Raw genomic sequence first — 15,191 nt, 5'->3', positions numbered from 1 at the left:
AATATTTCAGCAGTTTACCAAACGTTCGCCGAATTTATTGACATCGACAAGGACCCAAAAATGGATTTCAGCCATTCCCAACTGCCGCCTTGGCTAACCAACAACCGTTTGTTCAGACTAATGTTTATCCTGCGAAAATTGTATCTATCTCGGACCACATCAAAGCATTATGCCCAGTTCGGAGAAGATATTTCTATTAAAAGATTTTTTGATAAAAACCACCGTGGGTTTTTCGTAGATGTCGGATGTTTTCATCCCAAAAAACACAACAACACCTGGTTATTATACAAGAAAGGGTGGAGAGGGATAAATATCGATATCGACCCCATCAAAATAATGGGATTCAACATCGTCCGGCCTGGAGACACCAATATTACCAGCGCTGTTTCAAACAAAGAAGGTGAAATATCTTATTATTCCAGTGGTTTTTATTCATTGACAACATCGCTTGATGCCGATTTTGTCCGAGGGAAGGAAGGTTACACAAAAAAAACAACCCGCTGCTCAACCCTAAACCGGATTCTGGATGACACCAAGTACAAAAACAAACAGATTGACCTGCTTTCCGTCGACGCTGAAGGGCACGACCTGGAAGTCTTGATGTCCTTGGATTTCGATCGATACGATCCTAAACTGATTGCCGTTGAAACTCATCACACCCTGCTCCCCCAAGTTGAAAAATCCACCCTTTATACTTTTCTGGCCGGAAAGGGATACTGCTTGGCAGGCTGGTGTGGACTTACCCTGCTGATGGCCAGCAGATCTCTCCAACATGAGTTGGCTTGACCAATTTGGCTTAAGCAATCATGGTTGGTATTTTCGCGTTGATCCACACCGCAAATATTGCCCTCACCCCTTCGCCACTTACTGCTGCCGGTGGAGCATCTCATAGACTCCGTGCTGCTCCAGCAAGGAATCATGATCGCCCTCCTCGACGATCCGACCTTCCTGCATTACGATGATCCGGTCAGCGTTCTTGATGGTTGACAAGCGATGAGCAATGACGAAAGTGGTGCGGTTAGCCATCAAGTTTTCCAGGGCCTTCTGCACTTCCCTTTCCGATTCGGTGTCCAAGGCCGAGGTAGCTTCGTCGAGAATCAGGATCGGGGCGTTTTTGAGCAAGGCCCGGGCGATGGCCAGGCGTTGGCGCTGGCCGCCGGATAACCGGGCCCCGCTCTCGCCGATGACGGTATCAAAACCCAGCGGCAGTTCCCGGATAAAATTGTAGGCATAGGCGGCCTGGGCCGCAGCGACGATCTCCTCCTCGCTGCGCTCGACATCCCCGTAGGCGATGTTGTTGCGGATCGTGTCGTTGAACAGCACGGTCTGCTGCTCGACGATGGCGATCTGATTCCGCAGTGAGGCCAGGGTAACCTCCCGCAGGTCATGGCCATCCACCAGGATCCGGCCTCGGCTGACCTCAAAGAAGCGGGGAATCAGATTGGCCAGGGTGGTCTTGCCGCCGCCGCTGGGACCCACGACGGCCAGCACCTGGCCGGCCGGCACCGTCAGGTTGATCTCCCGCAGCACCGGAGTCACCCCGTCATAGCTGAAGGAAACGTTCTCAAATTCCAGCGCTTTTTCGAAGGGCGGCAACTCCCGGGCCCCCGGGGCGTCGACGATGTCGGCCTTGACGTCGAGCAGGGCGAAGACCCGGGTGGCCGCCGCCAGCCCCTGCATGATCGTGCTGTTGAGGCCGCTCAGGCCCTTGATGGGATCGTAAATCATCAGCATGGCGGTCAGAAAGGCGAAAAAGGTGCCGGGGGTGGCCTGGCCGGCCAGGACCTGGTAGCCGCCGTACCAGATGATGCCGGCAAAGGCCAGGCCGCCGATCAGTTCCATGATCGGATGCTGGAGACTGCCCAACTGGATCTCCTTGGCCAGGATCTTGTAGAGCCGGTCGACCAGGCCGCCGAAGCGGCGCGATTCGTAGGCCTCCATGCCGAAGGCCTTGACGATGCGATGGCCGCCGATGGTTTCATGCAGCACGTTGGAAATCAGGGCCACGGTCTGCTGGTTGCTGGTGCTGTTGCGCCGGAACAGCTTGCCGAAGTGCACGATCGGCAGCGCCGCCAACGGCAGCAGGACAATGGTGACCAGGGCCATTTTCCAGTCGAGATAAAAGGCCACCCCGAGCAGGGCCAGCACCTGGACCAGATCCTTGAGGATACCGACCAGGGCCCGGGAAACCGCGCCCTGGATCAGGGTGACATCGGAAATGACCCGGGAAATCAACTCGCCGGTGGGCGTTTTATGGAAAAAAGAGAGCGGCAGAGAGTGGACATGGGCGAAAATGCTCTTGCGCAGGTCGCGGATCACCCGCTGGCCGGCGGTATCCAGCAGGTAGCGGTAACAGTAATAAACCACCCCCTTGAAAACAAACAACAGAATCAGGGCCAGGGGCAGAATATTGAGCAGGAGCCGGTCCTGCTCAAAAAAGATCTTGTCCAGCAGGGGTTTGACCATATACGCCTGGCCCCCGCTGAACCCCGCCACCATCACCATGCAGAGCATGGCCAGCAACAGCCGTTTGCGGTAGGGTTTGATCAGGTAATAGATGCGGAGCAGCAGCTCTTTGTTGGTCATGGCAATTCAACTTTCTTATCGGCCGCGGCGCCCCCGCCGGAGCTAAAATCACGATAGGCAGCGGCCAGGCCGGCGGGCAGCGAGGTTTGCGGGCGCCAGCCCAGTTGGTCCAGCCGGGAGACATCCAGCAGCTTGCGCGGGGTGCCGTCCAGGCCGGAGGCAGCGAAAACCACCTCCCCCCGATACCCCACCACCTCCTGCACCAGCGCCGCCAGTTCGCGGATGGTGAGGTCCTGGCCGCAGCCGATGTTGATCAGCGGCGGGGCAAAGCTCTGGTCCAGATCCTCGCTCCCCAGGAGGGCGGCGAAGTCCCGGTCAGCCAGGTTCAGCAGAAAAACGCTGGCGGCGGCCAGATCAGCGCTGTAAAGGAATTCCCGCCGCGGGGCGCCGGTCCCCCAGAGTCGGACCACCGGCGGATTCTGGGGCCGGGCCTGGGCGGTCAAAGGCTGATCGGGCCGGAAACCGAGCATTTCCTTGATTTCGGGCGGAATAGGCCCGTGCCGCTGCTCATCGGCGATTATTCCGGCCAGATCTCCGGCCCGGCTCAGTTTGGCGAGATGAAACTTGCGGATCATGGCCGGAATAACATGGCTGTCGCGGAGGTGATAATTATCTCCGGGGCCGTAGAGGTTGGTGGGCATCACCGCCAGGAACCGGGTCCCATACTGGCGGTTGTAGCTCCAGCACATCTCGATTCCGGCGATCTTGGCCACGGCATAGGGCCGATTGCTGGGTTCCAGGGGCCCGGTCAGCAAATAGCTTTCCTTAATCGGCTGGGGGCAGTCCCGGGGGTAGATGCAACTGGAGCCGAGGAAGAGCAGGCGTTTGACCCCGGCCTGGTAAGCGCTGTGGATCACATTGGTCTGGATAACCAGATTGTCGCGGATAAATTGGGCCGGGTAGCTCTGGTTGGCCTCAATCCCGCCCACCTTGGCGGCGGCCAGCAATACATAATCCGGGCGTTGCGCCGCGAAAAAATCCCGGACGGCGGCCTGGTCGGTCAGATCCAACTCAGCCCGGGTCCGGGTCAGCAGATTGCGGTAACCAAGACCCTGCAAATGCCGCAGCAGGGCTGAACCCACCAGGCCGCGATGGCCGGCCACATATATGACGGCATCCTTATCCATGGTTAAAACTCGTTGCCGGTCATGGTGCGATAGCCGCTGCGTTTGACCAGGGCGTCCCGCTCGGCCAGCACCAGGTCGGCCTGGACCATCTCCCGGACCAGCTCGCTGAAGCCGATTTTCGGGGCCCAGCCCAGCTGGCGGCGGGCCTTGGCGGCATCACCCAGCAGGGTCTCAACTTCCGTCGGCCGGAAGTAGCGGGGATCCACCGCCACAATCGTGGTGCCGGCCGGCAGTTCGCCATTGCCGGTGCGCAAGGGGGCGGCCAGAACCCCGCTCTCAGCAACCCCTTGACCCTGCCAGGAAATTGCAATGCCCAGCTCGGCGGCGGCGGCGTTGACGAAATCACGCACGCTGTGCTGGACCCCGGTGGCAATCACGTAATCATCGGGCTCATCCTGCTGCAGCATCAGCCATTGCATTTCCACGTAATCCCGGGCGTGCCCCCAATCCCGGCGGGCAGCGAGGTTGCCCAGGTAAAGACAGTCCTGCAGCCCGACCTTGATTCTAGTCAAAGCCCGGGTAATCTTGCGGGTTACGAAAGTTTCCCCGCGCACCGGTGACTCGTGGTTGAAGAGAATGCCATTGCAGGCGAAGAGCCCGTAAGCTTCGCGATAATTGATGGTTATCCAGTAGGAGTAGAGCTTGGCCGCCGCATAGGGGGAACGGGGGTAAAAAGGGGTGGTTTCCCTTTGCGGGGTTTCCTGCACCCGGCCGAAGAGCTCCGAGGTGGCGGCCTGGTAAAAGCGGGTCTTCTTTTCCAGGCCCAGGATCCGGATGGCCTCCAGCAGGCGCAGAGTCCCCAGGGCATCGGCATTGGCGGTATATTCCGGTTCCTCGAAGGATACGGCCACGTGGCTCTGGGCGGCGAGGTTGTAGATTTCCGCCGGCTGCACCTGCTGGACGATCCGCAGCAGGCTGCTGGAATCGGTCATGTCGCCGTGATGGAGAATGAAATTCCGTTCCGGTTCGTGGGGATCCTGGTAGAGATGGTCGATCCGGTCGGTATTGAACAGCGAGGTCCGGCGCTTGATCCCATGCACCACGTAGCCCTTGGCCAGCAGCAGTTCGGCCAGATAGGCCCCGTCCTGGCCGGTGATTCCGGTAATCAGCGCTCTTTTCTTGTCAGCAGCCATCGCCCACCTCTTTTTTAGGATGCGCGGGACAAGGTTTGAATTGATTGTGACCTTGAACCTTGAACCTTGAACCTTGAACCTTGAACCTTTAACCTTGAACCTTTAACCTTTAACCTTTAACCTTTAACCTTTAACCTTGAAAATGACAGAAATACGGTCCTTTGTCAATCAGGTAAAAATTACGGCACCGGCACCGAGGGGAACAGGCTCCGATCGGTATGGGGAATAAAGCGGGAGCCGGAAAATCGGATCATGAACTCATGGTTGACGTTGAGTTCGAGATAGGTGATTTTTTTGGCCACCGCCCCGATGCGCTCCCGCGCCTCCCGATCCAGCAGATAACGGCGGGCCCCGGCCAGCGAGCTGTTGCCCACCGGTCGATAGGTGGCCAGCGGCAAATCGGGGATCATTCCCAGCACCACGGCCTGGCGCGGATTGATGTGGCGGCCGAAGGCCCCGGCCACGTAAATCCGGCCCAAGGCGCTAAAGGGCAGCCCCACCTGCTCCATCAGGGTGGCGAGAATGGCGTACATCGCCGCCTTGGAGCGCATCAGGGCATCGAGATCGACCTGGCTGACCACCACCGCCTCACCCCCGGCCGCCTCGGCGGGCCAGGCCACCACCAAGGCCGGCCCGTCGGGGCCTTGAACCAGGCGCTCGCCCATCCGCTCGGGCCGGAATTTGCCGCGAATATCAATCATGCCGGCCAGGAAAAGCTCCGCCATCAGGTCGATGATGCCCGAGCCGCAGATCCCCCGGGCCGGGAGGGTGGAAGGGGCTCCCACCGCAGAGCTGCTCTCCGCAACCACCCGATCTTCCCCGATCACCCGAAAGGAAAGCGCCCCGGAATCCGGATCGATGCTAACCCGTTCAATGACCCCGGGGCCAGCCCGCATCCCCATTTTCGCCACCCCGCCCTCCAGGGCCGGGCCGGCGGCTCCGGCGCAGGCCACCAGCCAGTCCCGGCAACCCACCACCACCTCGGCATTGGTCCCGACATCGATCAGCATGGCCGGTTCGGCCGCCAGGTCCAAATCACAGGCGACAATGCCGGCCAAGAGATCGCCGCCGAAATAACTGCCCACCCCCGGCAGGACATGCACCGGGGCGGCGGGATGAAGGTTCAGGCCCAGTTCGGCGGCGGCCACCGGCCCGGGAGCATTGACCACCGGAATATAGGGTTCCCGGCAAAGTTGATAGGGATCCAAGCCCAGGAAGAAATGCCCCATGGCGGTGTTGCCGGCTACGCTCAAAGCCCGGATTTCCGCCGCCGCCAGGCCGGCTTCCCCGGCCAGCTTGCTCGCCAGGGCATTGACATCGCCTATCACCGCCGCCTGGAGAAGGGCCAGCCCATTGCCCGCTTCCTGCTGGCCGGCGGCGAAATGAATCCGGCTGAGGATATCGGCCCCATGGACGATCTGGCTGTTTTCCCTGGTAGCCCGGCCCAGCTCATCCCCGCTGAGCAGGTCCAGCAGCACCGCCTCCAGATGGGTGGTGCCAAGATCCAGGGCCAGGGCCGGCAACCGGAGCGGGGTGGCCGCCAGAAAATCCACCAGCTCCCAGCCGGCCGGTTCTCCCGCCGGGGCCGGGCCGGGAACCGCCGGCGGCAGCTCGTTGAGCAGGGCCACCCCTTGAAACCCGCAGGCCCGGAAACGAGCCGCCAGTCTCCCCAGGCGTCGATAGGGCACCGCCAGGCGGCAGGCGGCAAAGCCCGGCCGGGTCCGAATCGCTCTTTGCAAACGATCGAGATCGCCGGTATTATCCTGCAGGCTGGGCGGTGAAGCCGTCACCTGCAACAGCCGAACCAGGGCGGTCATTGTTTTATCCCTCGGACAAATTCACCGATCTTGCACCATTGGGCGGTAAATGCTATTAATAAGAGTTTGCAAAAAGTTCTTGCTCCTGGCGGCTGCTGCGCCAAAACAAGAAGTTATTGGGAGCCCCGCCGGCGGCGAAGCTGCTTGGGGACGGGCCGGGACCGCCGGTGGGCCAAACAAACCCAACAATCTACAACAGCTCCCGGGCGATTGCATGCTAAAAGGATATATTTCCCGATGCTGAATCTTCTCGCCGTAGCGGTCGGCGGCGCTTTAGGCTCGGTGCTGCGCCACCTGGTCTTCCTGCTGGTCCAGCGCCCGCCCCTGGCCGGTTTTCCCTACGGGACCCTGGCCGCCAACCTGCTTGGCTGCCTGGGGATCGGCTTTCTCTGGTACCTGTTCGTCGACAGCCGCCTGCAGCAGGAATGGCGTCTCTTTCTATTCACCGGAATCCTGGGAGGATTCACCACCTTTTCCACTTTTGCCCGGGAAACCCTTGATCTGATCAGGGTCGGCGCCTGGAAGAGCGCCCTGGTTTACGTGGGGGTCAGCAATATTCTAGGAATCATGCTGGTTTTCACCGGGATGCTTCTGGCCCGCCGCCTCCACTGAGGGTGCAGCAGAGAGCGGCACCGCATCCCTCGCGACCAGCCCCGACGGAACCCCAACACAGCCTGGAGACCTTGGCCGGGGCGGCTTTTGGAACCAACTACCGCGACTATCTATGAAAAGAACTCCCTGGCTGCTCTATACCTACCTGCTCACCGAGATGCTGGCGCCTTTTTTTGCCGCTTTGCTGGTGATCAACGCCATTCTCTTTCTCGGGCGCCTGGTACCTTTGCTGGATGGGATTTTCGGCCTGGGGGTCGGGCTGGGGGATTTTGCCCGGCTCTGCCTGTACATCAGCCCTTCCCTGCTGCGTTTTTCCATCCCCATGGCGGCAATGATGGCCGTGATCATCGCCTTTACCAGAATGGGCAACGACCTGGAAATCATGGCCCTGAAGGCCAGCGGCATCGGCCTGGTCAAAATTCTGCCGCCGGTGATCTTTTTCGGGCTGATCACCGGCCTGCTGACCCTGGGAGTAGCCACCAGCCTGCTGCCCAGGGGAACGGTGGCCATGCATCAATTGATGCTCCATCTGGCCACCGAACGAGTCGAACAGGGGCTCCAGGAAAAGTCCTTCAGCGAAGGGCTGGGCAACGTGGTCCTCTATGTGGAAGAGGTATCCGCCGATGATCGCGGTTGGCGGGGGGTTTATCTCTCCGACCTCCGGGATCCAACCAATCCCCTGACCATCGCCGCCCGGAGCGGGGCTTTGCGGGCCGAACCGGCCGAAGGGCTGGCGATCCTGACCCTGGCCGATGGCAGCCTCCACCGGGCGGTGGGCGACAAAACCCAGACCATCCACTTTCAGCGCTACACCCTGGACCTGCCCCTGCAGCCTCCGGCCATGGGCCAGCTGGGCCGCAGCAGCATGACCCAGCCGGAACTGCTGGCCAGGGCGGCAACGCTGGCTCCTGACCATCCCCAGCGGCTGCGCCTGCTCATCGAATATCACCAGCGCCTGGTCCTCCCCCTGGGCTGTTTTCTGCTCAGCATCCTGGGCTTGAGCCTGAGCCAGATCGGCCAGAGCAGCCGCCTGGCCCTGGGAGTACCCCTCGGCCTGGCTTCGTTTATCGGTTATTATGTTTTATTGACCGTAGCCAAATCCCTCAGCGAGAACGGCCAGATCCCGGTGGTTCCGGCCATGTGGGCCCCCAACCTGGTTTTCCTGCTGCTGACCATCCACCTGCTCCGGCGCAGCGCCCTGGAACTGGGCAATCCCTGGTTGGACCGGGTTATCGCCGGGGGACGGGATACCTTTGCCCGCCTGCGGCAATTGGGAGGGAAGACCGAACCATGAAACTGCTGGACCGCTACATCATGGGCCAGTTTTTCCGCAACCTCGGCCTGGTCCTGGGATCGCTGCTGGCGATCTACCTGCTGATCGATTTTTTTGAGCGGGTGGACAATTTTCTCGGGGCCGAGCTCGGCATGGGGACCGCCGTTCATTACCTGCTGCTGAAAATTCCGTTGATCTTCGAGCAGGTCATGCCGGCCGGGCTGCTGCTGGCCGGGATCATCACCCTGGGCCTGCTTAACCGCAACCAGGAAATGATGGCCCTGCAGGCCGCCGGCCTGAGCATCCGCCGGATTGTCCGCCCCCTGCTGCTGGCCGCCGCCGGATTTACCCTGCTGACCCTGGCCAGCAGCCAATGGCTGTTGCCGCCGACTTTTGCCGAAACCAACCGGATCTGGCACGAACAGGTCCGACAGGAGACCCCCCAGGGCATTGAACGCAGCGGTCGCGTTTATTATCGAGGCAGCGAAGGGATCTATTCCTTTGCCCGGCCCACCGGCGACCAAACCCGGCTGGAGGAGTTTTCCTACGCAGTCTGGGACCGGGATTTTCACCTGGTTCGCCTGCTGACGGCCGCGGTGGCCGTCTGGGACGGCCGGGGCTGGACCCTCCATGAAGGCCAGGACAAAATCGCCGGCCCGACCCGCGATCAGTTCAACAGCGAGATCTTCAGCGAGCAGGAAATCGTGCTGCCGGAAAGACCGGCCGATTTCTTTATCCCGCCCTACGCCCTGGCCGAGCGCTCCCTCTCCGCCCTTTGGCGCCAGGCCCGGGCCGCTGAGGATAGCCCTCGGCGGCTGACCGCCCGCCTTGAATTGCACAAGAAGACTTCTTATATTTTTCTCGGTTTACCGCTGCTGTTGATCGGCATCCCGCTGCTCCTCGCCCTGCATCGAGGCCGGGGCCGGGACCTGGCCCTGGCGATTCCCGCTACCGCCATCATGGCCTTTATCGCCTGGGGCCTGTGGAGCATCGGCCAGGCCCTGGCCGGAGCGGCCTACCTGCCCCCCGCCATGGCCGCCTGGTTGATTCATCTGCCCACCGCCGGCCTGGGCTGGTATTTCATCCAAAGAGAAGGTAAGTAATGATTGATGCATCCCCCCCGGAATTGGCCTGGGAACATATCAAATGCGCCGGCATCGTCGGCCTGCCGCCGCGGACGATTATGGCCGGCCTGGCCGCCAACCAGGCGGTGATTTACGACCTGGACGCCCTGCTGGTGGAGGCCGACCCCGCGGCGATCCCCGATCTGCTGCCCCGGGTTTACTGCGGCATCCTGCGCACCGTGGTCCTCAACGCCCTCCATCTGGCGACCCAACTGGATGCCATCTTCATTGACATCGGGCCCGGCAAGTGCGACGGCGCCCGCTACACCGCCGAAATCCTGCGCCGTGATCTGCCGGTGCCCATCATCACCTGCCGGAACCTGGACCATGAGCGCCTGGGCAACCCGATCTGCGTTTCCGGTCTGCCTTTGCTCGAAAAACTGCAGTTGATTACCGCCGGGGTCAAAGATCCGGAGCCCCCGGCGACCGCTCCCCCTCCCTGCCCCCCCACCGCCGCTTTCTGGGGGGTGCCGCCCCGGGATTTCAGCCTGCTGGAAATCTTTCCCGCCACCACCCATGTTTACGGCTGGACCCGCTGCATGGAGAATAAGACCCCGGCCGATCACGCCCTGGAAATGGAGCACCCCCCCGATTTGCCGACTGTTTTCTTTGCCCAGTCCTTCTGCCCCAAAACCGCCCTGGCCCGCGACCTCGCGGCGGCCCATCCCCGGGCCCTTTACCTGGACGCGGACCTCCACTGCGGCGGCAGTATCCTGGCCAAAATCGAAGCCTTCCTCGAGCTTCAGAGGACAGAGGTCAGATGACAGAAGTCAGAAGTCAGATAACACAGGAGAGAAGAGTATAGTATGGCTGCCGCAATAATAACGATACCGACAATGCCGGAACTACCTGTCATGTCTTGTCTCGGGCTGGTTGAAGAGCTTGGCTCGAGCGCCGTTGCCTGCCTTTGCCCTCTGCCCACTGCCCTCTGATATGCTGCTCGGCGATTTCGGTACCTCATACAGTAAAATCCTCGACCTGGACCGCCCCGGCGCCAACCCCCGGGTGCTGGCCACCCGGGACCTGGCTCCGGAAACCCGGATTGATCTGGCCACCGGCCACAATGCCCGCCGCTTCGGGCGGCGCCGGATCAACGAACTGGTGGCCCTGGCCCGGGGGGGCGAAGCCTTGATCGGCCGGCCGGATTTCCTTCTGCTGGATTGCGGCAGCCGCGACATCAAGTTCATCCGCTACGCCGGCGGCCGCCTGGCCGATATGGGCTGGAACGCCGAATGCGGGGCTTCGATGGGCTTCACCATCGAACTGCTGGCCCGCTATTACCAGTTGGATTGCCGCCGGATGGAGCCGCCGCAACGGGCCTTTGCCGTCACCTGCGGGGTTCTGGGCCTGAGCGACATCTTCGACGCGGTGGTCAACGGAGTGCCGGAAGAGGAGGCGGTGGCCCGGCTGATCAAGGGCATCGCCCTCAATGCCTACCAGTTTGCCGGCAAGCCGGAACAGCTTTATCTTTCCGGCGGCCTGTGCGACAACCCGGTTTTCGTCCGCAGTTTCCCCTGTCCGGTGGTGCCCCTGGGTCGCTTTGTCCTGCTGGAGGGTCTGCGCCGGCAAATCGCCGCATGAAAAAGCAGGAAATTCGCCGATGACCACGACCAGACCAGATAAATGGCCCCGCTGGCAGCAAGTGCTGGCCGGCGCCATCACCCGGCCCGAGGAACTGGCCGCCCGCTTTGGCCTCGACCCCGAACCCCTGCGGGCGGTGGCCCAACGTTATCCTCTGCGGATCAACCCCTACTACCTGAGCCTGATCGAAAAACCCGGCGATCCCATCTGGCGCCAGGCCGTACCCGACCCCCGCGAATTGACCGATACGGTCTGCCCGGAAGATCCCCTGGCCGAGGAAGAGTTAAGTCCGGTCCCCGGCCTGGTCCATAAGTATCCCGACCGGGCCCTGCTTCTGGTCGCGGCCCAGTGCGCCATGTACTGCCGCTTCTGCACCCGCAAACGGAAGGTGGGCACCCCGGCGATGGCCATCAGCCGCGACACCGTGCGGGCCGCCATCGCCTACCTGGCCGCCACCCCCGCCATCCATGACGTCCTGGTTTCCGGCGGCGACCCCTTGCTGCTCCCCGATGGCGAATTGGCCTGGCTGCTCGGTGAACTGCGCCGCATCCCCCACCTGGAGATCATCCGGATCGGCAGCCGGGTACCCTGCACCCTGCCCATGCGGATCACCACCAGGCTGGCCGGGCTGTTGAAAAAATTTCACCCCCTCTATATCAACACCCACTTCAACCATCCCCGGGAAATCACCCCGGCGGCGGCCACGGCCTGCGCCCGCCTGGCCGATGCGGGAATCCCCCTGGGCAACCAGACCGTCCTGCTCCGGGACATCAACGACAATCCGGCCACCATGCGGGAGTTGATGCGCAACTTGCTCAAAATTCGGGTTAAGCCCTATTACCTGTTCCAGGCCGACCTCAGCCGGGGCACCGATCATTTTCGGACCCCGGTGGAGCGGGGGCTGGCGATCATGCGGGAGCTGATCGGCCACACCTCGGGCCTGGCCACCCCCACCTTCGCCCTGGACACCCCCGCCGGCCGGGGCAAGATCCCCCTGACCCCCAGCTACGTCGCGAGCCTCGACGACCACCTGGTTTTCACTAATTACCAGGGGATCCCCGGCCACTACCCCAACCCCAAGTGAGGCGCCAAAGTTCAGGAGCCGCAGAACGGGGGCAAGGCTCGCGATCGCATCCTGGATGCCAGATACCGGTGCGGGAGCTCTTGCCCCGGGGCGCCTTACTGCTTGCCATTTTCACCTCGGACCCTGTAACTTGGGTCTTGAACCTTGCCTCTTGTTAATAAAATATGGTGGCCGCTATGGATCCCGATTCCGTCCCCAATCGCAAGCTGCTGGTAGCCCTGGACGGTTCCCGCCACAGCCGCAATACCCTGCATTACCTGGCTTTGCTGTTCGCCGACCGGCCGGAGGTGCATTTCCATCTCTTCAGCCTGGTCAACGGGGTAGCCCTGCCCCCGGGGGGCGAATGGATCGGCGAGGCCGAGCGCTTGAATATGATCAGTCCCCAAGCCCGGAAAAAACTGGTGGCCCACAAGGGCTACCTGCGCCAGGGAGAAGAGTTCCTGCAGAAACAAGGGGTAGCCGCCGACCGGATCACCAGTTCGACCCGGCTGGGCAGCGGCAGCAGCGCCGGCGATATAGTCCACGAGGCCCGCACGGGCATGTACGATGCGATTGCCGTGGGCCGGCGGGGGATGACCAAAATCGAAGAAATGCTGCTGGGCAGCGTATCCAACGGAATTTTCGACCAGTGCCATGACGTGCCGCTGTGGGTTATCGACGGCCATATCGATTCCCGCCGTTTTCTGGTGCCGGTCGACCTTACCCCCTACTCCCTGCTGGCCGTGGACCACCTGGCCTTTTTCCTCCATGATCACCCCACGGCGGAAATCACCCTGTTCAACTCCACCTCCATTCTGGCGGCCCGGCCCCACGCCAAGCTGGAGGACTTCCACCAGCACTGGGATCCGGCCTGGTGTGAAGCCCATCTCCGGCGCGAAGACAGCCATTTGCACGCCCCGCGCCAGATCCTGCTCGAAAGCGGTTTCCCGGCCGAACGGATTGCGGTCATGGAGACCTCCAAGGGTTTCGAGCCCAGCCGCCAGATCATCCGCCAGGCCCTGGTAGACGGCTATGGCACCATCGTCATGGGCCGGCGGGGGCCGGAGGCCCGCAAAGGCATCTTTCGCGGGGTCTCCGACCGGGTTCTGTTGATGGCGGAGCAGGTCGCCGTCTGGGTCATCGGCTAGGAGAACGTCCAGGAGCACCGCATCTTGGCGCGATCAGCCCTGGCGATATAGCGCTGCTATAATCGCCCGGGCTGCTTGCGCCAATCTGCGGCACTCCTGGACGTTCTCCGATGATTTTGCTGGCCTTATCCCTCGGCAACTGATCAATACTAATAAAACTGGCTGGTACAGGACCAGGTCTCGCTGGCTAACGGGACCATGACTTTCTCCCCGGCTCTTCTGATGAAATGATGATGCGTAAAGGAAGTCGGATAATTGTTTTGCTGGTCTGGGTGGTGCTGCTGGGGTTGCTGTTCGGGCGGGATTACCTGGTTGAGGACTTGCAGCTGTGGGAGACGGCGGCTCTTGAGCGGGGGCGGGAAACCAGTTTTGCCGGGGTTTATTTCCGCGATGAACGGATCGGCTTTGTCCGCAGCCGGCTGGTCGCCGAAGCTGAGGATGAGGTGCTGCTGGAGCAGGAGGCCTACCTGCTGCTCAATATCCTGGGGGAACAGCACCCGGTGCGGATGCGGCTCTCCGCGAGCCTCGACGCCTCCCTGCTCTTGCGCGATTTCAGTTTCGTCCTGATTTCCCCCTTTGCCGAAACCGGAGTCCAGGGCCGGGTGGAGGGCCGGGATCTCCTGCTGGAACTGGACACCCCGCGGGGGGTGCGGCAGGAAAGAATCCGCCTGCGGGATGCGCCGCGGATCGCCACCAACCGGCGGGATTATCTGTTGAGTCCTGACTTGACCCCCGGCGGCCGGGTCCGGGTCAATTATTTCGACCCCGTCTCCCTGGCCGGCCAGGAAAGGGTGCTGGAGTACCGGGGCCGGGACCGGGTGGTGATCCACGGCCGGATTCATAACCTCCACCAGTTCAGTGAAACCTTCGCCGGCATGCGGATCAATGTCTGGCTCGATGATGAAGGGAGAATGGTCAAGGAGGAATCGCCGGCCGGGTTCGTCTTCCTGGCCGAACCGGAATTCCGGGCCACCGACATCCCCCGGGCCGGTCCGGAAATCCTGACTTCGGTGGCCGTACCCCTGATCGGCCGATTGCCGGCTGATCTTGCCCGCCGGGACCGCATGACCTATCGCCTCGAGCTGGCAGCGGATGCCGGTCTCGATCCGGCCGAGGATCTCGATCTGGCCGGCGGCCGCCAAAGCCTGGAGGGGGATATCCTGCAAGTCAGCCGGCAACCTTGGCCCCCGCCGGCGGGAGCCGGGCCCTGTTCCCCTGAGGGCCCCGCCGCGGCGGCAATCCGGGCCGCCCTGAGCGCCACTCCCCATGTCCAGAGTGACGATCCCGAGCTGATCGCCCTGGCCCGGCAGATTACGGCCGGGGCCGCTTCCCCCCCGGAAGCGATGGCCCGGCTGGCCGATTGGGTTTATGCCGGGCTTGAAAAAAGACCGGTCCTGGGGATCCCCGACGCCCTGAGCGTATTGGCTACCAGGGTCGGAGACTGCAACGAGCACGCCGCCTTGTTTGCCGGCCTGGCCCGGGCCATCGGCCTGCCCACCCGGATCGCCGCCGGCCTGGTTTTCCAGGACGAGACCTTTTTCTACCACGCCTGGAACGAAGTATGCCTGGCCGACCAGTGGTACAGCGTCGATACCACCCTCAATGAGTTGCCCGCCGGCCTGACCCACATCCGCCTGGTCACCGGCGAAACCGCCGAAATGGTCCGGCTCGGGGCCCTTTTGGGAAAATTGCGGATCGCCGTCGCGACGGATTGAGCCGCCCTATTC

The 15,191-nt window shown here is 62.0% G+C and carries 13 protein-coding genes; 9 read left to right on the top strand and 4 right to left on the bottom strand.

Features of this window, described 5'->3' with window-relative positions; genetic code table 11:
- Positions 1 to 786, top strand: a 786-nt coding sequence (locus tag ACHHTY_RS07145) for an FkbM family methyltransferase (protein ID WP_395493416.1), incomplete at its 5' end; no start/stop codon positions are given.
- A gap of 78 nt (positions 787 to 864) precedes the next feature.
- Here ACHHTY_RS07145 and msbA read toward each other — a convergent pair.
- The 4 genes from msbA to ACHHTY_RS07125 form a co-directional block, all read right to left on the bottom strand.
- Entirely contained in the window at positions 865 to 2,586 is a 1,722-nt protein-coding gene (msbA, locus tag ACHHTY_RS07140) for a lipid A export permease/ATP-binding protein MsbA (RefSeq protein WP_395493415.1), read from the bottom strand.
- A complete protein-coding gene (locus tag ACHHTY_RS07135) occupies positions 2,583 to 3,713 on the bottom strand; it encodes a GDP-L-fucose synthase family protein (RefSeq protein ID WP_395493414.1) in 1,131 nt (376 codons plus the stop codon). The genes msbA and ACHHTY_RS07135 overlap by 4 nt, the downstream gene beginning before the upstream one ends.
- 2 nt (positions 3,714 to 3,715) lie before the next feature.
- On the bottom strand, positions 3,716 to 4,846 hold the full coding sequence (gene gmd / locus ACHHTY_RS07130; protein ID WP_395493413.1) for a GDP-mannose 4,6-dehydratase: 1,131 nt from the start codon (positions 4,844 to 4,846) through the stop codon (positions 3,716 to 3,718).
- A gap of 179 nt (positions 4,847 to 5,025) precedes the next feature.
- A complete protein-coding gene (locus ACHHTY_RS07125; protein ID WP_395493412.1) occupies positions 5,026 to 6,663 on the bottom strand; it encodes an ASKHA domain-containing protein in 1,638 nt (545 codons plus the stop codon).
- Positions 6,664 to 6,900: 237 nt separating this feature from the next.
- Between ACHHTY_RS07125 and crcB the strand changes: the two genes are divergently transcribed.
- From crcB to ACHHTY_RS07085, 8 genes are all read left to right on the top strand, one after another.
- On the top strand, positions 6,901 to 7,275 hold the full coding sequence (gene crcB, locus ACHHTY_RS07120; protein WP_395493411.1) for a fluoride efflux transporter CrcB: 375 nt from the start codon (positions 6,901 to 6,903) through the stop codon (positions 7,273 to 7,275).
- 112 nt (positions 7,276 to 7,387) lie between these two features.
- Positions 7,388 to 8,569: an LPS export ABC transporter permease LptF gene (gene lptF, locus ACHHTY_RS07115; RefSeq protein ID WP_395493410.1), complete on the top strand. Its 1,182-nt coding sequence runs from the start codon at positions 7,388 to 7,390 to the stop codon at positions 8,567 to 8,569.
- Positions 8,566 to 9,651 carry an LptF/LptG family permease gene (locus tag ACHHTY_RS07110; protein WP_395493409.1) on the top strand — a complete coding sequence of 362 codons (1,086 nt, stop codon included), beginning with the start codon at positions 8,566 to 8,568 and terminating at the stop codon, positions 9,649 to 9,651. The genes lptF and ACHHTY_RS07110 overlap by 4 nt, the downstream gene beginning before the upstream one ends.
- Positions 9,651 to 10,436: a hypothetical protein gene (locus tag ACHHTY_RS07105; RefSeq protein WP_395493408.1), complete on the top strand. Its 786-nt coding sequence runs from the start codon at positions 9,651 to 9,653 to the stop codon at positions 10,434 to 10,436. Before ACHHTY_RS07110 ends, ACHHTY_RS07105 begins: the two co-directional genes overlap by 1 nt.
- A gap of 169 nt (positions 10,437 to 10,605) precedes the next feature.
- A complete protein-coding gene (locus ACHHTY_RS07100; protein ID WP_395493407.1) occupies positions 10,606 to 11,253 on the top strand; it encodes an ATPase in 648 nt (215 codons plus the stop codon).
- A gap of 19 nt (positions 11,254 to 11,272) precedes the next feature.
- Positions 11,273 to 12,337: a KamA family radical SAM protein gene (locus ACHHTY_RS07095; protein ID WP_395493406.1), complete on the top strand. Its 1,065-nt coding sequence runs from the start codon at positions 11,273 to 11,275 to the stop codon at positions 12,335 to 12,337.
- Positions 12,338 to 12,513: 176 nt separating this feature from the next.
- The gene (locus tag ACHHTY_RS07090) at positions 12,514 to 13,464 is read left to right on the top strand and encodes a universal stress protein (protein WP_395493405.1); all 951 of its coding nucleotides are present in this window, start codon (positions 12,514 to 12,516) and stop codon (positions 13,462 to 13,464) included.
- Positions 13,465 to 13,697: 233 nt separating this feature from the next.
- On the top strand, positions 13,698 to 15,179 hold the full coding sequence (locus tag ACHHTY_RS07085) for a transglutaminase-like domain-containing protein (protein WP_395493404.1): 1,482 nt from the start codon (positions 13,698 to 13,700) through the stop codon (positions 15,177 to 15,179).
- The last annotated feature ends 12 nt before the right edge of the window (positions 15,180 to 15,191 follow it).

The organism is Desulfurivibrio nitratireducens (assembly GCF_044068515.1).
GTDB lineage: Bacteria > Desulfobacterota > Desulfobulbia > Desulfobulbales > Desulfurivibrionaceae > Desulfurivibrio.
The sequence above is the reverse complement of the archived record's forward strand: the minus strand, read 5'-3'. Positions and strand labels throughout refer to the sequence as shown.